This window comes from Paractinoplanes polyasparticus (assembly GCF_019710575.1).
GTDB lineage: Bacteria > Actinomycetota > Actinomycetes > Mycobacteriales > Micromonosporaceae > Actinoplanes > Actinoplanes polyasparticus.
Map to the genome: position 1 here is coordinate 130177 of NZ_JAHWFK010000025.1, position 21289 is coordinate 151465.

A 21289-nucleotide genomic window follows, 5' to 3' on the forward strand; every position below is an offset into this window, starting at 1 on the left:
GTGCCGAACGCCCCGTCGCCGGTCGACGGGGCGTTCGTCTTATCCGAATTAGCGGAAAACGCACCCCTCGCGCCGGAAGAGCTGAAAGATGTTCTTAACCGCACAGGCGGCCCAGCTCCGGCCTTCTAGGGGGAACGATGTCGCGACTGGCGCAACTCGGCATTGCCAAACGGCTCGGCCTGATCGTGCTCGTCGGCGCCCTGATGCTGGGCGCCCTGGCTGCCGTCACGTTGGTCGGTCAGCGCCAGCTGAGCGAGCAGGCCGACCGCGTCTCCCGGCTCCAGGCCGGCCAGGCCGCGCTCAACCACCTCGACACCCGGCAGAGCGAGCTCAAGGTGGACGCCTACCGGGCGGCCCTCGGCATGGACGTCAGTCAGGATGTGATCGACGACGTGCAGTCGGCCACCGAAGCCGCCGACGCTGTGGTCGGCGCCGGGCTGCCGGACGACATGAACGCCACGTTCCTCGAGGACCGCTCGGACTTCGTCGCCTTCGGCGCGTTCATCTCCGACTTCGTCGCCGCGGCGGGCCGGAACCCGGCGTCGGTCCGGGGCCGGCTGGACGAGATCGCCGAGCGCAACAACGTCACCGACGACAAGCTCGGCGCCCTGGTCGACCGGGTCGGCGCCGCGGTCGACATCGAGCACGGGGACATGGCCGGCACGGTCAGCCGCACCCGTACGCTGTCGATCGTCATCGCCCTGGCCGGCCTCGTCCTGCTGATCGGCCTGGCGATCCCGCTGGCCCGCTCGATCCTGGTGCCGGTGCACCAGCTCGGCGCGGTCATCGAGGCTCTCGCCCGGGGCGACCTGACCAACCGCAGCGGCATCACGAGCCGCGACGAGCTGGGCCGGATGGCGGCCGGGCTCGACGGCGCACTGGAGTCGATCCGCGGCTCCCTCACCACGATCGGCCACGATGCCGACGCGCTGGCCGGGGCGGCCGGCGAGTTGTCCTCGGTCGCGGCCCAGATCGCCGAGGCGGCCCAGCGCACCGACCGGCAGTCCGCGTCGGCGGCCACGGAGGCGGACGAGATCTCGCGCAACGTGCAGACGGTGGCGGCCGGCGCCGAGGAGATGGGCCTGGCCATCCGGGAGATCTCCCGCAACACCAGCGAGTCGGCGCAGATCGCGTCGGTGGCCGTTGCCGAGGCGGCCCGGGCGACCGAGACGGTCCGTCAGCTCGGCGACTCCTCGGCCGAGATCGGCAACGTCATCAAGCTGATCACCTCGATCGCCGAGCAGACCAACCTGCTCGCCCTGAACGCCACCATCGAGGCGGCCCGCGCCGGCGAGGCCGGCAAGGGGTTCGCCGTGGTCGCCAGCGAGGTCAAGGACCTGGCCCAGGAAACCGCACGTGCGACCGAGGACATCGGGACGCGGGTCGCCGCGATCCAGCAGGACACCGGCGGCGCGGTCGAGGTGATCTCCCGCATCAGCGAGGTCATCGCTCAGATCAACGACTTCCAGACGACGATCGCCTCCGCGGTCGAGGAGCAGACGGCGACCACCGGCGAGATGAGCCGGAGCATCGCCGAGGTGGCCAACGGCTCGGTCCGCATCGCCACCAACATCACGGATGTCAGCGCCGCCAGCGCCGAGGCTGTGCGCGGTGTCGAGCAGACCCGCACGGCGTCCGACGGGGTGGCCCGCACTGCCGACGAGCTGCGGAGCCTGGTCGGCGCGTTCCGGCTGTGAGCCGCGCGCACCCGGACTGCACCAGCCCGTAACCAGGGTTGACAACACGGGGACCCCATTCTTCTGGTCAGACGGGAGGAGCCCGTCGAGCATCAGGCTGGGAGAGACTGTGAGCGCGGAGCGGGAATCAGTCATCGGTGTGGTCAGCACCCTCGACGCACTGGATCTTTCCACCGATGCCCATGTGCACACCGGCTTCGCGACCGGACGCGACGCGGTCGGGGTCGTCGTGTCGGCCGCCGACCGGGCCGGGCTCACCGCGATCACGTTCGCCGACCAGGCCGGCCCGGACTCCACCTGGCTCCCCGCGTACGCCGACTCGGTGCGCCGGGCCCAGCGGCGTACGGAGATCCGCCTGCGCCTCGCGGCCGAGGTCGAGGTTGTCCGCCCGGACGGCTGGCTCGCCCTGCCGGCCGACCTGAACCACCTCGAGGTGGTCTCGGTCGCCGTCTCCAGCCTGCCGCTGCCGGCTGGTCCGGCCGGGCCGCGGGAGGTGCGGGCGATGCTCGTCGCCGGCGAGCTGACCGCCGACCAGGTGGCCGAGGCTCTGGTGAGTGCGTCGGTGCACGGCATCGGCCGAGCCTCCCGGTACGCGCCGACTCAGCTCGCCCGCCCGCTCAGCCTGCTCGCCCAGGCCGGCCTGGATGACGCCGTGCTGTCCCAGGACCTGATCGGCGCCCTGGCCGCGGCCTGCCGCCAGACCGGCACCGTGGTCGAGATCAGCGAGGCCTGGCGGTCACCGTCGCCCCGCGTCGTGGCGCTGCTGCGTGCGGCGGAGGTGGTCCTGGTGCCCGCGAGTGACGCCCGGTACGCGACCGAGGTGGGCCAGTGGCAGTACGTCCGCCGGGTCTGAGCGAAACGGAACGCTTCCCGTAGCCGTCTCCGTACTCTCGGTAATGCCGAAGTCACCACGCGTAGGCATGGGAGAGATGCGATGAGTATGGTTCAGCAGGCCATCGAGGTGAGTGCGCCGGTCCACACGGTGTACGAGCAACTCGCCGCGTTCGAGAACTACCCACAGTTCATGAGCGGCGTTCAGCAGGTCACCACGATCGGCGACGACCGCACCCACTGGATCATGGACGTCGAGGGCAAGCGCCGCGAGTTCGACGCCCAGATCACCGAGTGCTCGATGGACGAGCGGGTTTCGTGGGCGACCACGGACGGGCCGCTGCTCGCCGAGACGATAACGCTGCGGCCCATGGGCGAGACCAAGACCCAGGTGATCGCGCAGCTCGAGGCCGACATCGCCTTCCTCATGCCGAACGACCGGCATGGCCAGGCCTCCCTGAACAAGCGTCTGAAGGCCGACCTGACCGCCCTCAAGGGCCTGGTCGAGAGCGGCGCCAGCACCAAGAAGTTCGCCCGGCCGGTGCCGAGCCCGGCCGCGATCGCCGCACGGGCCCGCAGCCGCGCGCACCCCGGCGCCGGCTGGGGAACCAGCGCGGGCGAGCACAGCAACGCCAGCCGGGCCGACCTGCCCTACCACGGGATGTCCGCGTCGGCCATGGGCACCAACGTCGACATCACCAGCGCCCCCGGCATCCGCAGCGCGCACGACCTCGACGACGTGCTTGCTCCCGGCCGCCGTGTCGCCCCGGCCGCCGGAGCCAGCGCCGAGATGGGCGGGCGCACCACGGCCCGGGACGCTTGGGGCGACGGCATGATCAACGAAGAGGACCGGGGCAGCGCCCACGATTTCTAGCGCTCACCAGGGCGGCCGGCTCGGGATGAGGCCGGCCGCCTCCATCGTCACGATCAGGCGGGCGCCGGTCGGGGTGGCAGGCTCGTAGCGGACCGTGCCGCCGTTGGCCTCGACCAGGTGGCGGACGATGAACAGGCCCAGGCCGGCGCCGCGCGTGAAACGGCCGAACAGCGTCGGCAGCAGCTCGTCGGGGATGCCGGGCCCGTTGTCCCGCACAACCACCTCGACATTCTCGCCGTGCCGGGTCGCGCTGACTGTGACCGGCGATTTCCCGTACGCGAGGGCATTGCCGACCAGGTTCTGCAGGATCACCCGCATGTGCCCGCGATCGGCCAGCACCGACAGCTCCTCGGCGATCTCGACGCTTATCTCCCCGGGCGCGACCGCCTCGGCGAGTTCCTTCAGCGGTACGGGATTCCGCCGCGCGGTGACCGAGCCGGTGTCCAGCCGGAACAGCAGCTGCAGATCGTTCATCATCTTGATCAGCCGCTGCGTGTTCTTGTCGATCTTGGTTGCCAGCTCGAGCCGCAGATCCTCGGGCAGGTCGGCCCAGTCCGAGTGCAGCAGTTCCGCCAGGCTCGCTATCGAGCTGATGGGCTGCGCGACATCGTGCGTCAGCATCGACGTGAGGTCGTTCTTGAAGGTCAGCGCCGCCTCGAGATTCGCGTGCGCCGTGCGCAGCCGGGCGGCCTCCTCGACCGAGCCGGCGCTTTCCGCGCGCAGCCGGGCCGTCTGCGCGCGGGCGGCGGCAGTTTCCGCGAGCGCGGCGGCGTTGCTCTCCCGCAGCCGGGCCGCTTCGGTGCGGGCGGCGTCCAGGTCGCCGGCGAGCCGTCGCTGCCGCAGCGCGCCCAGCGTCAGCGCGAACCCGGCCGGAACGAGAGCGGCCGCCGGTACGGCAGAGCCGTCCGGCGGATCACCTCGGAGTGACCTGAGCAGCGCCGCGACGCCGACGAGGGCGATCGCGGCTCCGGCGCCCCCAGCGATCAGCCAGGGACGTCCACCCAGATCACGCGCCGCATCCTGCACGTAATCCCCTCAATTACTGAGGAAGCGAGCATAACGCGGCGCAAGCGTGTCAAGCGGTTACTTTCCGGCCCACTCGAAGCCGTCCTCGAGGACGATGCGCTCACCGACCCGGGCGATGTCCTCGCTGTGGCGGTTGGCGTGGTGGCCGCAGAACGCCAGCTCGCCGCCGCTGGTCAGCGTGACCACCAGCTTGGCGGCGGCACTGCAGCGGTCGCAGCGCTCGGTCATCGCGGCAACGGTGGTGATCTCGGGCGACAGCAGGCTGGACATATCGCACTCCTTGCTCAGTGGCGGTGTGTAGCGGTACTCCGTGTTGATCGGCTCCGCGCCACACCGCTTTAGCTGTTCTCTTCGATCTTCCAGGGTGCTTCTACGACCCCGGAGGCGTTGCAACCCAGGTGCAACCGGGCCACTCCACAACTTCCCTCAACCAGATGCGGGCATGCGTATTCCGGCGAGTGATCTGGCCCTCCGGGCACGCTCGGCCGGCCGTGATGCGCAAAGGCCGGACCGTGCAACCTCGTGCGACTAGCGTGAGAGCGCGAGCCGGCACGGAAAGTGACGTCAGAGCCACCGGGAGGATCCATGTCGCAGGCGCCCGCACCCGAGCCACGGCCCACGGTCCTGGTCGTGGACGACGAGGAGGACCTGCGCGACATCATGCGCCGGATGCTCGAGCGCCGCGGCTTCGCCACCCTGATCGCCGGCGACTCCCAGCAGGCCATCACCGCCTGCCGGGAGCATCCGGGCGACATCGACATCCTGGTCACCGACCTGGGGCTGCCCGGCGTCTCGGGCGGCGAGCTGTCCCGGTCGGCGACCGAGCTGCGGCCCGAGATGAGCGTCGTCTACATCTCGGGACTGCCCAAGGAGATCGCGGTGGCCGACGGCCTCATCGGCGAGGACGCCCTGCTGGTGAAGAAGCCGTTCAGCAGCGAGCTGCTCGTCCAGACGTTGCGGTCCGTGCTCGACTCCTGAACCGCACCCGACCGACCACCCTCACGGCACCTGTCACCCACGAATCTGGGTGACAGACGTTACTCGCCCCCCTGAGGCCGGGTCGGTCCGCTGCGGAGGACCGGCCCGGCTTCGACTTGCCCGGGATCCGGCCCCGTCCCGATTCCGGGCCACGGCAGCGTCAGTTCGCCGAGTTTCCAGCGCGCCGGGCCGTCGAGCACCGGCCGGCCCTGCTCGCGCATCCGCCGGCAGGTGGCCAGCCACCGTTGGCGGGGCCCGAACGGCGTGGCCTCGGCCTCCCAGGCGCGACCCAGCGCCCACAGCAGCTCGTGCACCGGCTCGCCCGGCACGTTGTGGTGGATCAGAGCCTTGGGCAGTCGCTCGGCGAACGTCGCGGGATGGTCCAGATCGGACAGCCGGGCGGAAAGGGTGAGCGTGCTCGGGGCCCCGCCTTCGATCACCGCCCAGGTGGCGATCCGGCCCAGCTCGTCGCAGGTGCCCTCGACCAGCACGGCGCCGGTCGCGGTCATCGCCGCCCAGGCCGCGGCGACCTCGTGCTCGGCGTACTGGCGCAGCACGTTGAACGCGCGCACGACCGCCGGCCGCAGGCCTGCCAGTTCGAAGCCGCCGCGCCGGAACTCGAGGTGGGGGAGGTCGGCGTGCGGCTGCGCGGCCGCCACCCGTACCGGATCGATCTCGAGGCCGACCACGGTGACGTCCGCCCGGACGGCCGCGGCCAGCCGGGCCCGCAACTCGACGGCCGTGACCGGGGTGGCGCCGTACCCGAGGTCGACCACCACCGGCGCCGCGGTGGCACGCAGCAGATCACCGCACCGGTATGCGATGTAGTTGTCGACGCGGCGCAGCCGGTTGGGATTGGTCGTCCCCCGGGTGATGGCGCCGACCGGCCGCACGCCTACTTCTCCCGGTAGACCTTGTGCTGCGCGGCCTGCGCGATCGGGCGCACCACGATCCGGTCGAGGTTGACGTGGTGCGGACGGGTCGCCGCGAACGCGATGATGTCGGCGATGTCGTCGGCCACCAGGGGTTCCTTCACACCGTCGTAGATGGCGTCGGCCTTCGCCCGGTCGCCGCCGAAACGCTTGAGCGAGAACTCGTCGGTGCGCACCATGCCCGGGTCGACCTCGACAATTCGTACGGGCTTACCCGACAGTTCCAGCCGCAGGGTGCCGACCAGGGCGTTCTGGGCGTGCTTGGCCGCCGTGTAACCGCCGCCGCCCTCATAGACCGTGAACGCCGCGGTCGAGCCGACCGTCACGATCGTCCCGTTGCCGCTCGTGATCAGCGCCGGCAGCAGCGCCTGGGTGACCCGCAGGGTGCCGAGCACGTTCACGTCGTACATCGACTGCCAGTCGGCGGCCGAGCCGGACTCGACCGGATCGAGGCCGACCGCCCCGCCCGCGTTGTTGACCAGCAACGTCACCGGCCCGCCGAGCGCTGTCACCGCCGCCGCCAGGGCAGCGACCGATTCCTCGGACGTGACGTCGCACGTGACGGCGGTCGCGGCCGGGCCGATCTCGTCGATCAGTTCCGCCAGCCGGTCGGCCCGCCGGGCGGCCGCGACGACGTGAAAACCCTCGGCGGCGAGCCGGCGGGCGGTTGCCGCCCCGATTCCGCTCGACGCACCCGTGACCACAGCGATGTTCTGCATGCCTCCATCCTTCCCGATGACATCAGTCACCCCGGGGTCGCGGGATTGTGGTTCGGAGCACCGAGCCGGGGAAGATTAACGACGACGCAACAATCCCCGTGTCATCCGTGCAGGAGGAACGATCGTGGCAGAATGGCCGACCCCCCGGCGCATTGCCACCCTCTCGGTTCACACGTCCCCGCTCGAGCAGCCGGGCACCGGCGACGCCGGCGGCATGAACGTGTACATCGTCGAGGTCAGCAAGCGACTCGCCCGCCTCGGCGTCGAGGTCGAGATCTTCACCCGCGCCACCCGCGGCGATCTGCCCCCGGTGGTCGAGATGGCTCCCGGCGTCACCGTCCGGCACGTGACCTCGGGCCCGTTCGAGGGCCTGTCCAAGGAAGAGCTGCCGGCTCAGCTCTGCGCCTTCACCCACGGCGTGCTGCGGGCCGAGGCGGCGCGCCCGCCGGGCCACTACGACCTGATCCACTCGCATTACTGGCTCTCCGGTCAGGTCGGCTGGCTGGCCCGCGAGCGCTGGGGCGTGCCGCACGTGCACACCGCGCACACGCTGGCCAAGGTGAAGAACAGGCTGATTGCGGCGGGCGACCGGCCCGAACCCAAGGCCCGGGTGATCGGCGAGGAACAGGTGATCGCCGAGTCCGACCGGCTGGTCGCCAACACCCGCTTCGAGGCGCAGGACCTGGTCGCCTACTACGACGCCGACCCGGCCCGGGTCACCGTCGTGCAGCCGGGCGTCGACCTCGACCGGTTCCACCCGGGCCCGCTTCCCTCGGCGGCCGACCGGTCGCGGTTCGGGCTGCCCGAGCGGGGCAAGGTCGTCGCCTTCGTCGGCCGCATCCAGCCGCTGAAGGCCCCCGACGTGCTGATCTCGGCCCTGGCCCGGATGCGGGAGCCGGACACCACGCTGGTCATCTGTGGCGGGCCGAGCGGCACCGGGCTCGACCGGCCGACGGCGCTCATCGAACTGGCCGAGTCGCTGGGGGTCAGCGACTCGGTGGTCTTCCTGCCGCCCCAGGACGGCGCCGGGCTGGCCGCGCTCTACCGCACCGCCGATCTGGTGGCGGTGCCGTCCTACAACGAGTCGTTCGGACTGGTCGCGCTGGAGGCGCAGGCCTGCGGCACGCCGGTTGTGGCGGCCGCGGTCGGCGGGCTCGTGACCGCCGTACGGGACGGATTGAGCGGTGTTCTGGTCGACGGGCACGACGCCGGGGAATGGGCGCGGGTGCTCGACCGCCTGCTCGCTTCGCCCGGGCTGCGCGAGAAGCTGTCGGCGGGGGCGGTCGCGCACGCCGCCGACTTCTCGTGGGACCGCACTGCCGAAAACCTGGTGCGGGTCTACCGTGAGGCCGTGACCGAGCACCGCGCGTTGATCGCGAAGCGCCTGGAGGCGTACGCATGGTGACCGACCTGATCGAGAAGGCGCTCACCGACCGGGAACTCGAGTGGGAATCCACCGGCCCCGGCGCGTATGTCGTGACGCTGCCCGGCACCCACAAGCTCAAGACGGCGTGCAACCTGATCGTCGGCGAGCACGCGCTGCGCATCGAGGCGTTCGTGATGCGCCGTCCCGACGAGCGGCACGAGGAACTGTGGGCCTGGCTGCTGCGGCGCAACGCCCGCATGTACGGGGTGTCGTTCTCGATCGATGCGGCCGGCGACGTCTACCTGACCGGGCGGGTGGCGCTGACCGGCCTCGACGAGGACGAGTTGGACCGGCTGCTCGGGGTCGTGCTGACGTACGCCGACGAGTCGTTCGACACCATGCTCGAGATCGGCTTCGGCTCGTCGATCAAGCGCGAGTGGGAATGGCGGGTAAAGCGGGGCGAGTCGGTGGCCAATCTCCAGGCGTTCAAACATCTTGCCCCGTCGGAGGATTCGTCCTCCTAGGCAGTGTCGGCGCTGGAGAACCGGGGTAGTGAACCGGTAATAGGAAACCGCCGATGAATGAGAGGTGAATTGGCGTGGCCGCCACCAAGACCGCTGCCGCCGGTTCCAAGAAGCGGACCAGCCGGAACGAAACCCCCAACACCCCGGACGTGAGCGAAAGCAGAATCGCCCGGATGAAGGTCGGTGAGCTGCGCCGGGAACTCGACAATCGCGGCGTCCGGGGAACGGCCGACCTCAAGAAGCCCGACCTGGTCAAGAAGCTGATCAAAGCCGAGACGAAGTCGTCGTCCTCGAAGGCCAAGAATCCGACCAGCCGCAACGACACCCCGGACACCCCCGAGGTGAGCGAGAGCAGGATCGCCGCGATGAAGGCGTCCTCTCTGCGCACCCAGCTGACCAAGCTGGGCGTCAAGGGCACCGGTGACATGAAGAAGGCCGAGCTGGTCGAGCGGTACATCAAGGCCCGGCTCAAGCTGGCCAAGGCCGGAACCGGCTCGAAGGCCGGCGCCGCGTCGAAGCGGAGCGGTGGTTCCAAGGGGAGCGCAGCCTCCGCCAAGAGTTCCGCTTCCCCCAAGAGTTCCGCTTCCTCCGCCAAGAGTTCCGCGTCGAAATCCGGCCCGGCTTCGAAGGCCGGCGCCGCGTCGAAATCCGGCACGGCTCCGAAGGCCGGTGGTAAGCGCACCGGGAAGAAGGCGTCGAAGTCGCTCGACTATTCGCAGGAGATCACGTCGACCAGCGACAAGCCGGAGCGCAACGGCCGCAGCCTCATCACGACCGACCATGAGGTCATCCGCCAATGGGCGAAGGCCCGGCGCGCGGTCCCGTCGACGGTGGCCGGCACCCAGCACGACGGCCATCTCGGTGTGCTGCGGTTCGACTTCCCCGGTTACTCGGGTGACGGGCTCGTCGAGGTCAGCTGGGCCGAGTGGTTCGAGGCGTTCGACAAGCGCCGGCTGAACTTCATCTACCAGGAGCGGCGATCGGGCGGGGAGCGCAGCAACTTCTTCCAGCTCGACAACCCCGACGAATAGCGGAAGTCCGGACTGTCGCTTTTGTCCACTCCAAATGTGGGACAGGTCATCCGCCGATCGGCCAATAGTGGGTGACTGTGATGGTGCAGACAGATGGCGGACAGCCAGTTGGCTTGTCTGCCTTGACTGCCCCAACTAGCGTAATCAATGGACGTCGGACCGTTAGTTCGGGGAACTGGTTGATCGGAGACGATCGCCGCGGCCGGCGTTTGGGGACGGGTGGCATATGCCGTTGGGGGACGGCGCGACCCGAGACCGGCGGTTAGTGCGGGCGACGCCTATGGGGATGGGCGTCGTCCGCCGCCGCCGGTGCCAACGGACGACCTGAGGGTCGTCCTTTTTTGTGCCGCGAGACGGAAGCCCTGAGAGGCTGAGCCGCTGTGGGCAACTGCCTGCGACCATCCGGGTCATCGAGCCCGACTGTGGACAACCGCCCGGCGTCGCCTCGACGGCAAGTAACGGGTCGCTGTTCTCGCCGGCGGTGACGGTCACGTCGATCACGGCAGCGGTGTGGGTGTCACCGTGGCAGGGCCGAACGCACCAGCCGGGCAACGCGGACAGAACACAGATGGGGCCTCTGGCCAGGCTCCTGTCGAGTCACACGCCACGACCGGTGGGTGCACGAGCACCTCCCGGCCGGAGTTGACGAATCCCATGCAGGACCCGAAGTCAGTGGGAGGGTGGGTCACGCCCCGGCGGGAGGTGCTCCCGACATCCTCTCTGTGGGCGGGGAGGCGGTGGCACTGCGGAAGATCGACGCGGCCGCGCCGGATTCAGCTCACGTTCGCGGTGGTGGCGGTGTCGGAGCGGATTGCCGCTACCCGGCGCTCCCGCGAGGGGCCGGCCATCAGGTGCAGGGCGGCGGCCACGGCCCCCAGGGCGCCGACGACGAGCCAGTGCGCGTCGCCGAGGTATTGCAGGCCGGCCCCGCCCAGCGACGGCGCCAGGAACGATGCGGCCGGGAAGGTCAGGAAGAACACCGCCTGGTAGCGGCCACGCAGGGCCAGGGGCGCCAACTCAGAGTTGATCTCGGCGTTCGGGGGTGCGGCCAGCATGCTGCCGACCGTCCAGATCACCGCCGCGGCCAGATAGAGGGTCACGTGGTCGGCCAGGGCCAGCACCGAGAAGCCGGCGCCGTTGAGCAGCAGGGCCAGGGCCAGCACCCGGGCCTTGCGGCGGCCGTCGATCAGGCGCGGCACGAAGAGCTGGCCGAGCACGATCAGGGCGCCGCCGAGGGCGACCACCGAGCCGTAGGCCGACGGGCTCAAGCCGTCCGCGTGCATCGCCAGCGGCACGATCGTGCTGGCCTGTGTGTAGATCAGGGCCTGCAGCAGCGTCAGCCCCACGAAGACGAGGAAGATGCGGTCGGTCAGCACGGTTCCGAGCCCACCGCGCCCGCGGAGCTTCGGGGCCGACGATGACACGGGCGAGGGCGAGGGCAAGAGGGAGAGCGACGGCGAGAGCGAAGGCGGAGGCAAGGTGCGCAGTGTCTCCGGCACCTTCCAGGCGATCAGTACGCCGGTGGCCAGGGTGCAGGCGGCGTCGATCAGGAACAGGGCCTGGTAGCTCCACTGGGCGAGCAGACCGGCCAGCAGCGAGGCTCCGGCCAGGCCCAGGTTCAGCGCCCAGAACTGCAGATTGAAGGCTCGGGACCGCTTGTCGGCGGGCGTCACGTCGATGATCGCGGCGACGAACGCGGGGGCCGCCATCGACTGTGCGACCCCGAGCAGGGCGCAGAGGGCGGCGATCACCGCGAGCTGGGTGCTGAAGGCGAGCAGGCACAGCGCGGCCACGGCGGCGAAATGGGACACCAGCAGCGTGCGGCGCCGGCCCCAGCGGTCGGTGAGGACGCCGCCGGCCAGCGTGCCGAGCAGGCCGCCGATGCCGTACGTGCCGACGATCAGGCCGGCCTGGGCGGTTCCCGCGTCGCGCTGCGACGTCAGGTAGAGCGACAGGAACAGCACGGCGAAGCCGCCGACCTTGTTGATCAGCAGGCCGGTCCAGAGATACCAGTACGTGGCGGACAGGCCGCCGGCCGTGTCGCGAAGCCATGCCCGCACGGGCCGCACTCCCTATTGGCAACCTTCTTGACAGAAGAACGTTACCGCGTGGGCAGCTTGGCCGGCGGGTCGGCCACCGGCTCGGCGACCGCGGGCACGTCGGCGATCGGCTCGGGGAGGGCCGGAGCGGTGACGCCGAGGGATGCGATGCGCCGGCGGCGGCTCGGCCCGGAGAGGATGTGCCCGAGAGCGACCAGAGCGCACACCAGGAAGCACCCGATCCACAGGGCCGCGTTGCCGAGGTGCTGCTGGGTGAAGCCGCCGGCGATGGGGGCCAGGGCCGTCCCGGCCGACCACGAGAGCGAGTTCAGCCCCTGATAGCGGCCGCGCAGCGCGGCGGGGGAGAGCGCGGCCACGGTGGTCGCGTTGCTGGGTGACTGGATCATCTCGCCCAACGTCCAGATGATCACGCTCAGCGCGAAGAACCAGGACGCGTGGGCCAGAGCGTTGAGCCCGAAGCCGACTCCGATGATCAGTGAGCCGAGCGCCAGCACGCGGGCCGGGTCACGCTTCTCGATCAGCTTGGGGACGAACAGTTGCCCGACGACGATGAGCACGCCGTTGACCGCGATCACCCAGCCGTACGTCGCCGCCGACAGTCCCTCCGAGGTCATGGCGATCGGCAGCGTCGACAGGTGCTGCATCATGACGACGATGCCGCCCACCGAGACCAGCAGGTAGGTGACGAAGACGCGGTCGCGCAGCACGGTGATCAGGCCGCCGGCCTCACCGCGGGGCGGCCGGACCGCCGTACGGGACGGGCGGGTCTCCTTGATGAAGATCAGGCAGATCAGGGCCGTGGCCAGGGTGGTGCCCGCGTCGACCACGAAGAGCAACAGGTAGTCGACCTTGGCGGCCAGGCCGGCGCCGACCGCGGCCAGGGCGAAGCCGAGGTTGATGGCCCAGTAGTTCAGCGAGAACGCCCGGACCCGGTCGCGGTCGGGCACGACGTCGACCATCATGGCCGAGAAGGCCGGCCGCATGGCCTCGCTGAAGAAGCCGAGCAGGAACGTGACGGCGAGGATCTGGCCGTAGTGGTGCGCGAAGCCGAGCGCGAGCATCAGCGCCGCCGCGCCGAACTGGGCGGTCAGCATCGTGGGTTTGCGCCCCCAGCGGTCGGCCAGCACCCCGCCGACCGTGGTGCCGAGCGCGCCGCCCACGCCGTAGAGGCCGATGACCAGGCCGGCCTGGCTCTGCGAGAAGTGCCGCTCGCCGGTCAGGTAGATGGCCAGGAAAATCACCACGAACGAGCCGACGCGGTTGACCAACGTCCCGGTCCAGAGCAGCCAGAACTGCCGTGGCAAACCGCCCACAGCCTGGTCGAACCAACCTCGCACGCTCGCCCCCGTAATGAGTGATAACGCTTGCTTCCCTTACAACTTAGGAGGTGGCGCAACCGGGTTTCAACGGGGTCGGCGCTCGCTGTTCAGGTGGCTGCGGCAGGATGGAGGTCATGACAGGGACTTTGGTGCTGCTGCGGCACGGCAACAGCGAGTGGAACGCCAAGAACCTCTTCACCGGCTGGGTCGACGTCGACCTCGACGCCAAGGGTGAGGGCGAGGCCCGGCGCGGTGGCGAACTGCTGAAGGAGAGCGGCGTGCTGCCGGACGTGGTGCACACCAGCGTCCTGCGCCGCGCCATCAGGACGAGCGAGATCGCCCTGCACATCGCCGACCGGCACTGGATCCCGGTGAAGCGGTCGTGGCGGCTCAACGAGCGCCACTACGGCGCCCTGCAGGGCAAGGACAAGAAGCAGACCCTCGAGACGTACGGCGAGGAGCAGTTCATGCTCTGGCGCCGGTCGTACGACGTCCCGCCGCCGCCGATCGAGCCCGGCTCGGAGTTCGCGCAGTTCGACGACCCGCGCTACGCCCTGCTGCCGTCCGAGGCCAAGCCCAAGGCCGAGTGCCTGAAGGACGTGCTGGTGCGGGCCCTGCCCTACTGGTACGACGAGATCGTGCCCGACCTGCGGGCCGGCAAGACCGTGCTGGTCGCCGCGCACGGCAATTCGCTGCGCGCCTTCGTGAAGCACCTCGACAGCATCTCCGACGAGGCGATCTCGAAGCTGAACATCCCGACCGGCATCCCGCTGCGCTACGACCTCGACGACGACCTGCGCCCGCTCAAGCCGGGCGGCGAATACCTCGACCCCGAGGCGGCCAAGGAGGCCGCGGCCGCGGTCGCCAACCAGGGCCGCTGAGAAACGCTGAAACGGCAAGAGGCCGGGACGCCCCCGTGGCGTCCCGGCCTCCTGCTTTCGACCACGCGCACAAAGGCTCAGCTCTGGTCGCCCACCGGCTCTCCGGTGATCAGGTACACCAGCTGCTCGCCCACGTTGACGGCGTGGTCGGCGTACCGCTCGTAGAAGCGGCCCAGCAGCGCGCCGTCGATCGCGGTCTCCGCGCCGTACGGCCAGTCGTCGTCCAGCATGATCTTGAAGAGCTGACGCTCCAGATCGTCGATCGCGTCGTCCTCGTGCTCGAGCTTGGCCGCGAGCTCGGCGTCGGGCTTCGCCAGCAGGCCCGCGATGCTCTCGGCCATGTGGTCGGCCACCTCGGCCATGCCCTTGAAGACCGGGCGCAGCTCGGCCGGCACGGCCGGCGACGGGTGACGCCGCTTGGCCGTCTTGGCCACGTGCTCGGCCAGGTCGCCCATGCGCTCGAGGTCGGCTGAGATGTGCAGGGCCGTGATGACCATGCGCAGGTCGGAGGCGACCGGCGCCTGACGGGCAATGGTGTCGGCCACCTTGGCCTCGACCTGGCTGTAGATCTCGTCGACCTCGTTGTCGCGGTCGATCACCGACTGGGCGGCCTTCAGGTCGGCGGTGAGCAGGGCGGTGGTCGACTTGCGCATCGCCTCGCGCACGGCCTCCGCCATCGTCACCAGCAGGCGGCTGACCTCGTTGAGGTCCGACTGGAACTCCTCGCGCATGTCCTCGTCCCGGGGTTTCGGTGGGGCCGTCCCGTGGAGCTGGGCACGACCGGGGTTGGTCCTCAAACTATGCGGGTCCGGCGGCGGTCGCGTGAACGGCGATGAACGACGCCGGACGCAGTGGTGAACATTATTCGACGCGTGCCCGATTTGTCCGGCTGATGCTAGTAGCCAGGTAAACAATGACCCTACGATCGCAGCGTGGACCTGGCCTACGGCATCCCTCTGATAGTGCTCGCGCTCGTCGCCGGCGCAGTTGCCGGGGCGCTGATCATGCGAGGTCGCCAGTCATCGGGGGAGCCGACCGGTGACCAGCCGCACAAGGGGGGACGCGCCATCGACACGGAGGAACCGCACGGCAAGCACGGCATGAAAGGGCTCGGTCGCAAGAGCCTCGATTCGCTGCGCGTCGGCGTGGTGGTCCTCGACGCCGAGGATCATCCGGTGCTGGTCAACCCGGCCGCCCGGGCGATGGGCCTGCTGCGTTCGGGCGGAGCGCCCGGCACGATCGCCGCCCACCCCATCCTGCGTACGCTGGCCGGCCAGGTCCGGCGCACCGGCGTGCGCCGCGAGGTCGAGCTCGACCTGCCCCGGGGCCGCGCCGGTGCCGCCGCCGCGCCGCTCGGCCTGCACCTGCGGGCCGTCGCGCTCAACGCGACGCACGTGGCCATCGAGGCGGCCGACGTCACCGAGTCGCACCGGCTGGCCCGGGTGCGCCGCGACTTCGTGGCCAATGTCAGCCACGAGCTCAAGACCCCGATCGGCGCGCTGCAGCTGCTGGCCGAGGCACTGCTCGACGCGACCGAACTGCAGGCCGCCGACGCGGGCGACGACCAGTCGGAAGACCTACTGGCCGCGCGCCGGTTCGCCGAGCGCATCCACCACGAATCGGCCCGGATGGGCCGGCTGGTCAGCGAACTGCTCGAGCTGACCCGGCTCCAGGGTGCCGAGCCGCTGCCCACCCCCGAGCCGGTCCCGGTCGACTGGGTGATCGCCGAGGTCATCGACCGCACCCGCACCACGGCGTCGGCCAAGGGCATCGAGGTCGTGTACAGCGGGCCCAAGGGCGCCGTCGTCTACGGCAGCGACAGCCAGGTCGCCACCGCCGTGACCAACCTGGTCGAGAACGCGATCGCCTACTCGGGTGACGACACCAAGGTCGAGCTCACCCTGCGCCAGGGTGACGACTGGCTCGAGATCGACGTCGCCGACCAGGGCATCGGCATCGCCCCGCACGACGTCGACCGCATCTTCGAGCGTTTCTACCGCGCCGATCAGGCCCGCTCGCGGTCCACCGGCGGAACAGGCCTGGGCCTGGCCATCGTCAAACACATCGCGACCAACCACGGGGGCCGTGTCGACGTGACCAGCGCCCTGGGCGACGGTTCGACGTTCACTCTGCGCCTACCGGCGCGTCCCCCCGAAGCCCCCTTGCCGTCACCGACGGCAATTGAGATCGAGTCCGGTGCGGCCGGGCATTAGTCCCGGCACCCGGAAGATGGAAGGAACCACATTGGCCCGCGTGCTCGTGGTCGAGGATGAGGAGTCGTTCTCCGACGCCCTGTCGTACATGCTGCGCAAGGAGGGCTTCGAGGTGTCGGTCGCCCCGACCGGAACCTCGGCGCTGACGCAGTTCGACCGGACCGGTGCGGACATCGTGCTGCTCGACCTCATGCTGCCCGAGATGTCCGGCACCGAGGTCTGCCGCCAGCTCCGGCAGCGCTCCGCCGTTCCCATCATCATGGTCACCGCCCGCGACAGCGAGATCGACAAGGTCGTCGGGCTCGAGATCGGCGCCGACGACTACGTGACCAAGCCGTACTCCCCGCGCGAGCTGGTCGCCCGGATCCGCGCCGTGCTGCGCCGCCAGGGCACCGAGGCCGCCGAGGTCTCGACGCCCACGCTGGCGGCCGGCCCGGTCCGCATGGACGTCGAGCGCCACGTCGTCACCGTTGACGGCGCCGGCGTGCAGCTCCCGCTCAAGGAGTTCGAACTGCTCGAACTGCTGCTGCGCAACGCCGGCCGGGTGCTCACCCGCGGTCAGCTGATCGACCGGGTCTGGGGCGCCGACTACGTGGGCGACACCAAGACCCTCGACGTGCACGTGAAGCGCCTTCGCTCCAAGGTGGAGCCCGAGCCGTCGGCGCCGCGCTACATCGTCACGGTCCGTGGCCTGGGCTACAAGTTCGAGCCCTAGGACGCCACGGACTGACGGCTAGCTGTTGGGAGGCGCGGCGGGCTCACGTCCGCCGCGCTTCTTCGGCGCCGCGGCCTTGGCGGCCGCGACGGTCGCCGGGTGCACCGCGATCAGGCCGGATTTGATCCGCGCGTCGCACAGCTCGGCCAGCCGATCGTAGGCGCCCTGACCGATCAGGGCGGTCAGCTCGGGCGCGTACGAGACGTACATCGGATCGGTGCCGACGTGCGCGTCGGGCGACGAGGTGCACCACCAGTCGAGGTCGTGCCCGCCCGGGCCCCAGCCCCGCCGGTCGAACTCGGTCAGCGTCGACTGGAGCAGCTTCGTGCCGTCCGGTCGCTTGATCCAGTCCTGCTCGCGGCGCACCGGCAACTGCCAGCACACGTCCGGCTTGTACTGCAGCGGGTGGACGCCGTCCCGCAGGGCCTGGGCGTGCAGGGCGCACCCGCCGCCGCCCGCGAAGCTCGCGTCGTTGAGGAAGACACAGGGCCCGTCCTCGGACTGGATCGCCGTGCGACGGGCCGGCTTCGCCCCGTCGATGGTGTCCATCTCGGTGTAGTTCTTGAAACCCTTGCGGTAGTGCTGCCAGGTCTCGGGGGTCAGCTTGGCGGCGGCCGACTTCACCCTGTTCTCGTCGTCGGCGTCGGTGAAGAACGCCCCGTGCGAACAGCAGCCGTCCTGCGCTCGACCGGCCACGATGCCGTGGCAGGCCGAGCCGAAGACACAGGTCCACCGGGACAGCAGCCAGGTCAGGTCGGCTCGTACGAGGTGCTTCTCGTCGTCGGGGTCGAGGAACTCGATCCACTCACGAGGAAAGTCGAGGTCGACCTCGGCCGCGCGGGCGGCTGCCGCGGGGTCCAGGGTGATGCGGATCTGGTCACGGCGGCTCACCTGCGACAGCGTACGCGCGCGGGGGCCTGTTCCCGAGTCGACGCCCGGTATCGTCGCATATACCCGGTCGAGGAGAAGGCGTACGCGACAAACGGGTCTACGCTTGACCTCGTGAGTTCCCGCGTCCCCGTGCTTCTGTCCAGCTCGTCGGTGTTCCCCGAGCCGACGGCCGCCGCGTTCGAATTGGCCGCCACGACCGGCTACGACGGCCTCGAAGTCATGGTGTGGACCGACCGCGTCAGCCAGGATGCAGGTGCGCTGCAGGGTCTGTCCGACCATTACGACATGCCGGTGCTCTCGGTGCACGCCCCGTGCCTGCTCGTGACCCAGCGGGTCTGGAGCCCCGACCCGTGGGAGCGGCTGAACCGTGCGGCCCAGCTCGCCGAGACGCTCGGCGCCCCCACGGTCGTGGTGCACCCGCCGTTCAGCTGGCAGCGTGACTACGCCAAGAACTTCGCGGCCGGCCTGGCCAAGGTGCAGGCCCGCCACCCCGACCTGGCGTTCGCGATCGAGAACATGTTCCCGGTGAAGATGGCCGGCCGCTGGTTCGTGCCCTACACCCCCGGGTGGGACCCGACCGAGACCGGCTTCGACGCCTACACGCTCGACCTTTCGCACTGCGCGGCCTCGCGCGTCAACGCGCTCGGCATGGCCGACAAGATGGGCGCCGGCCTGAAGCACGTGCACCTGGGCGACGGCACCGGCGAGGGCCGCGACGAACACCTGGTGCCCGGCCGCGGCAACCAGCCCTGCGCCGAGCTGCTGCGGTCGCTCTCGGCGCGCGGTTTCAAGGGCTCGGTGGCGCTCGAGGTCTCGACGCGCAAGGCGGCCAGCCGCGCGGTCCGCGAAGCCGACCTGCGCGAGTCCCTCGATTTCGCCCGCCGCCACCTCGCTCCGGCCGAATCGGCGACCCCGGCTATTACGCGGGCGTAAGGCTCTGGGCGCGCTTGCGGGCGCGGTGCGCGGCCACGTGGGAGCGGGTCGCGCAGCGCTCGGAACAGAAGCGCCGGCAGTTGTTCGAGGACGTGTCGAGATAGACGTTGCCGCAGCGCTCGTCGGCGCAGATGCCGAAGCGGGCGCTGCCGTATTCGCACAGCCACACCGAGAGGCCCCAGGCCGCGCCGGCCAGGTATTCCGAGCTGACCGACGAGCCGCGGCTGGTCACGTGCATGTGCCAGTCGGCGGCGTCGTGCCCGGAGATGCGCGGCTGCACCGGGAACACCTCGAGCAGGGCGTTGAGTTCCTTGACGGCGTCGGCGTCGCGGCCGGACGTGCCGTATTCGAAGACGTCGCGCAGGCGGCGCTGGGCGCGGCGGAACACGGCGACGTCCTTGTCGACGACCTCGTCGCGCATCCAGGCCTGCTCGTCGCCGAAGAGGGCCTGCAACCCGGCGAGGTCGCCCAACTGCGCGTTGACGAGGTCGACCGCGGTGCGGGCGTACGCATCGAAGTTCACCCGACAAAGGTAGCCGCCGGGAAGCGCCGCGGACATAAGCGTTGTGGCTGACTACGCCGGTGACACTCCCGCGATACCGGGTGTTCCGGACGATACGCTCGGGTCATGCTCCGTCACCTGCTCCTGGCCGCCGCCGGTTCGGACCGTCTGGGGCGGCTCGTCGCCTCCGCGCCCCTCAGCAAGAACGCCGCCCGCCGGTTCGTCGCCGGCGACGACGTCGAGGCGGCGCTGCGCACCGGCCGGATCATGGCCGACGACGGTCTGGCCGTCACTTTCGAGCACCTCTCGGCCGAGACCCGCAGCGCGGAGCAGGCGGTGGCGGTCCGCGACGAATACCGCGCCCTGCTCGGCCGGCTCAAGGGCGCCGGGCTGGTGCCCGCGGCCGAGGTCAGCGTGAAGCTCTCGGCCCTGGGTCAGCGGCTCGACGAGAAGCTGGCCTACGAGCATGCCCTGGCTGTCTGTGCGGCCGCCACCGAGGCCGGCACCACGGTGACGCTCGACGCCGAGGACCACACCCTCACCGACTCGACCCTCGAGATCCTCACCGAGCTCCGCAAGGACCACCCCGGCACGGGCGCGGTGCTGCAGGCCCACCTGCGGCGTACCGAGGGCGACTGCCGCGAGCTTGCCACGGCCGGATCCCGGGTGCGCCTCTGCAAGGGCGCGTACGCGGAACCGGAGTCGGTGGCCTTCCAGTCGTCGCTCGACATCGACAAGTCGTTCGTGCGCTGCCTCAACATCCTGATGTCGGGCGAGGGCTATCCGATGGTCGCCACCCACGACCCCCGGCTGATCGCCATCGCGGAGGACCGGGCGCGCTGGTTCGACCGCGCGTCCGACGAGTACGAGTTCCAGATGCTGCACGGCGTACGCACGGAGGAGCAGGCTCGCCTGGCCGCCGGCGGCAACGTCGTGCGCGTCTACGTGCCGTACGGCGAGCAGTGGTACGGCTATCTCGTGCGCCGGCTGGCCGAGCGGCCGGGCAACGTGACCGCCGTCGGGCGTGGCCTGGTCGGTAGGTAGCCGCCTCATCCGCAACAATTCGGTCTATAACCCGCCACAACCGGCGTGTCGGCCTTGACTTTTTCCGGCCATTTTCACGGAACGCATCGCGTTGGTCACAGAGGTATCGATACCGTTCTGGTGACACGCAGTTCTCCGCCGCGTCGCTAGGCCTTCCCGGTCGCCGCGGCTTGTGCCCGGAGAAAGGATCGGTGCGACGACATGACAGGTCCAGCCCAGACCGAGGAACGGCTCTCGGAGGTGCGGTTCCTGACCGTGGCCGAAGTGGCCGCGCTGATGAGGGTTTCCAAGATGACGGTCTACCGGCTGGTGCACGGGGGTGACCTCACAGCCGTACGGGTCGGGCGGTCCTTCCGCGTGCCCGAGCACGCCGTCCACGAGTATCTGCGCGGCGCCTTCTCGCAGACGGCATAGGCCCGGTTCTCCCGGACGGCACAGTCGGGGCCGGGGCCGTTTTGGCTCGGTCCCGGGCGGGCCGGTACGCTGGTGCGGTTGGTTCCCGGTTGTGGTAGCGCCGGGGGCTGTCGATTCAGATCGGAATCGGGCCGCCGCACCCGGCGTGCCCGCTCCGAGCCACCAGGTTTCGAGAGGCTTTTCGTATGGGCTCCGTGGTCAAGAAGCGCCGCAAGCGTATGGCGAAGAAGAAGCACCGCAAGCTGCTGCGCAAGACCCGCGTCCAGCGTCGCAAACTCGGTAAGTAGCCTGCAGCCGGGTCGGGTTGAGGCCCGCCCCGGCTGGGCAGGTTCCTGCCGT

At 70.2% G+C, this 21289-nt stretch carries 23 protein-coding genes; 14 read left to right on the forward strand and 9 right to left on the reverse strand.

All coding sequences use genetic code 11. The features are described 5' to 3' along the window. The first annotated feature begins 137 nt into the window (after positions 1–137). The 3 genes from KXC43_RS24560 to KXC43_RS24570 all read left to right on the forward strand — a co-directional run bounded on the left by KXC43_RS24560 (position 138) and on the right by KXC43_RS24570 (position 3402). Positions 138–1697 (forward strand): methyl-accepting chemotaxis protein, encoded by a 1560-nt coding sequence (locus KXC43_RS24560; RefSeq protein WP_221378488.1) that lies wholly within the window; start codon positions 138–140, stop codon positions 1695–1697. Between the two features lie 109 nt (positions 1698–1806). Further along, positions 1807–2550, forward strand: a complete 744-nt coding sequence (locus KXC43_RS24565) for a hydrolase (RefSeq protein WP_221378489.1) — start codon at positions 1807–1809, stop codon at positions 2548–2550. Positions 2551–2631: 81 nt separating this feature from the next. Then, the gene (locus KXC43_RS24570; protein WP_255644716.1) at positions 2632–3402 is read left to right on the forward strand and encodes an SRPBCC family protein; all 771 of its coding nucleotides are present in this window, start codon (positions 2632–2634) and stop codon (positions 3400–3402) included. A gap of 3 nt (positions 3403–3405) precedes the next feature. Here KXC43_RS24570 and KXC43_RS24575 read toward each other — a convergent pair whose 3' ends face one another. Both KXC43_RS24575 and KXC43_RS24580 read right to left on the reverse strand, forming a co-directional pair. Further along, positions 3406–4428 carry a sensor histidine kinase gene (locus KXC43_RS24575; protein WP_221378490.1) on the reverse strand — a complete coding sequence of 341 codons (1023 nt, stop codon included), beginning with the start codon at positions 4426–4428 and terminating at the stop codon, positions 3406–3408. 57 nt (positions 4429–4485) lie between these two features. After that, positions 4486–4698: a DUF7455 domain-containing protein gene (locus tag KXC43_RS24580; protein WP_221378491.1), complete on the reverse strand. Its 213-nt coding sequence runs from the start codon at positions 4696–4698 to the stop codon at positions 4486–4488. Between the two features lie 315 nt (positions 4699–5013). On the opposite strand from KXC43_RS24580, the gene KXC43_RS24585 reads away from it, so the two are divergent. Continuing rightward, entirely contained in the window at positions 5014–5406 is a 393-nt protein-coding gene (locus KXC43_RS24585) for a response regulator (protein ID WP_221378492.1), read from the forward strand. Positions 5407–5465: 59 nt separating this feature from the next. Here KXC43_RS24585 and KXC43_RS24590 read toward each other — a convergent pair whose 3' ends face one another. Together KXC43_RS24590 and KXC43_RS24595 are read right to left on the reverse strand one after the other, a co-directional pair. After that, positions 5466–6299, reverse strand: coding sequence for a class I SAM-dependent methyltransferase (locus tag KXC43_RS24590; RefSeq protein ID WP_308129233.1), 834 nt, complete (start codon positions 6297–6299; stop codon positions 5466–5468). A gap of 2 nt (positions 6300–6301) precedes the next feature. Continuing rightward, complete coding sequence (locus tag KXC43_RS24595; RefSeq protein ID WP_221378493.1) at positions 6302–7057, reverse strand: SDR family oxidoreductase; 756 nt, start codon at positions 7055–7057, stop codon at positions 6302–6304. A gap of 124 nt (positions 7058–7181) precedes the next feature. Here KXC43_RS24595 and mshA point away from each other — a divergent pair, with 124 nt between their 5' ends. The 3 genes from mshA (at position 7182) to KXC43_RS24610 (ending at position 9978) form a co-directional block, all read left to right on the forward strand. Continuing rightward, positions 7182–8462, forward strand: coding sequence for a D-inositol-3-phosphate glycosyltransferase (gene mshA, locus KXC43_RS24600; protein WP_221378494.1), 1281 nt, complete (start codon positions 7182–7184; stop codon positions 8460–8462). After that, positions 8456–8947 carry a type III secretion system chaperone family protein gene (locus KXC43_RS24605; RefSeq protein WP_221378495.1) on the forward strand — a complete coding sequence of 164 codons (492 nt, stop codon included), beginning with the start codon at positions 8456–8458 and terminating at the stop codon, positions 8945–8947. The genes mshA and KXC43_RS24605 overlap by 7 nt, the downstream gene beginning before the upstream one ends. 74 nt (positions 8948–9021) lie before the next feature. Next, the gene (locus KXC43_RS24610) at positions 9022–9978 is read left to right on the forward strand and encodes a hypothetical protein (protein WP_308129234.1); all 957 of its coding nucleotides are present in this window, start codon (positions 9022–9024) and stop codon (positions 9976–9978) included. 773 nt (positions 9979–10751) lie between these two features. On the opposite strand, the gene KXC43_RS24615 is transcribed toward KXC43_RS24610, so the two are convergent. Both KXC43_RS24615 and KXC43_RS24620 read right to left on the reverse strand, forming a co-directional pair. Next, complete coding sequence (locus tag KXC43_RS24615; protein ID WP_438870912.1) at positions 10752–12038, reverse strand: MFS transporter; 1287 nt, start codon at positions 12036–12038, stop codon at positions 10752–10754. Positions 12039–12079: 41 nt separating this feature from the next. After that, positions 12080–13375, reverse strand: a complete 1296-nt coding sequence (locus KXC43_RS24620) for an MDR family MFS transporter (protein ID WP_221378497.1) — start codon at positions 13373–13375, stop codon at positions 12080–12082. 116 nt (positions 13376–13491) lie between these two features. Between KXC43_RS24620 and KXC43_RS24625 the strand changes: the two genes are divergently transcribed. Further along, positions 13492–14238 (forward strand): phosphoglyceromutase, encoded by a 747-nt coding sequence (locus KXC43_RS24625; protein ID WP_221378498.1) that lies wholly within the window; start codon positions 13492–13494, stop codon positions 14236–14238. Between the two features lie 77 nt (positions 14239–14315). Here the strand turns inward: KXC43_RS24625 and phoU are convergent, their stop codons facing one another. Beyond that, positions 14316–14969 (reverse strand): phosphate signaling complex protein PhoU, encoded by a 654-nt coding sequence (gene phoU / locus KXC43_RS24630; protein WP_221378499.1) that lies wholly within the window; start codon positions 14967–14969, stop codon positions 14316–14318. Between the two features lie 273 nt (positions 14970–15242). Here phoU and KXC43_RS24635 point away from each other — a divergent pair, with 273 nt between their 5' ends. Together KXC43_RS24635 and KXC43_RS24640 are read left to right on the forward strand one after the other, a co-directional pair. Next, entirely contained in the window at positions 15243–16451 is a 1209-nt protein-coding gene (locus KXC43_RS24635) for a sensor histidine kinase (RefSeq protein ID WP_221378565.1), read from the forward strand. Positions 16452–16482: 31 nt separating this feature from the next. After that, positions 16483–17166 carry a response regulator gene (locus KXC43_RS24640; protein ID WP_020512993.1) on the forward strand — a complete coding sequence of 228 codons (684 nt, stop codon included), beginning with the start codon at positions 16483–16485 and terminating at the stop codon, positions 17164–17166. Between the two features lie 18 nt (positions 17167–17184). Here the strand turns inward: KXC43_RS24640 and KXC43_RS24645 are convergent, their stop codons facing one another. Beyond that, positions 17185–18057 (reverse strand): DUF3109 family protein, encoded by an 873-nt coding sequence (locus tag KXC43_RS24645; protein WP_308129236.1) that lies wholly within the window; start codon positions 18055–18057, stop codon positions 17185–17187. A gap of 111 nt (positions 18058–18168) precedes the next feature. Here KXC43_RS24645 and KXC43_RS24650 point away from each other — a divergent pair, with 111 nt between their 5' ends. Then, positions 18169–18990 carry a sugar phosphate isomerase/epimerase family protein gene (locus tag KXC43_RS24650; RefSeq protein WP_221378500.1) on the forward strand — a complete coding sequence of 274 codons (822 nt, stop codon included), beginning with the start codon at positions 18169–18171 and terminating at the stop codon, positions 18988–18990. Here KXC43_RS24650 and KXC43_RS24655 read toward each other — a convergent pair. Beyond that, positions 18977–19513 (reverse strand): CGNR zinc finger domain-containing protein, encoded by a 537-nt coding sequence (locus tag KXC43_RS24655; protein WP_221378501.1) that lies wholly within the window; start codon positions 19511–19513, stop codon positions 18977–18979. The two genes, KXC43_RS24650 and KXC43_RS24655, sit on opposite strands and share 14 nt — an antisense overlap. A 105-nt stretch (positions 19514–19618) precedes the next feature. Here KXC43_RS24655 and KXC43_RS24660 point away from each other — a divergent pair, with 105 nt between their 5' ends. From KXC43_RS24660 to KXC43_RS24670, 3 genes are all read left to right on the forward strand, one after another. Next, positions 19619–20536, forward strand: a complete 918-nt coding sequence (locus KXC43_RS24660) for a proline dehydrogenase family protein (protein WP_221378502.1) — start codon at positions 19619–19621, stop codon at positions 20534–20536. 201 nt (positions 20537–20737) lie between these two features. Continuing rightward, positions 20738–20950, forward strand: coding sequence for a helix-turn-helix domain-containing protein (locus KXC43_RS24665; protein WP_203784881.1), 213 nt, complete (start codon positions 20738–20740; stop codon positions 20948–20950). A 185-nt stretch (positions 20951–21135) separates the two neighbouring features. After that, the gene (locus KXC43_RS24670; RefSeq protein WP_020520584.1) at positions 21136–21237 is read left to right on the forward strand and encodes a 30S ribosomal protein bS22; all 102 of its coding nucleotides are present in this window, start codon (positions 21136–21138) and stop codon (positions 21235–21237) included. The last annotated feature ends 52 nt before the right edge of the window (positions 21238–21289 follow it).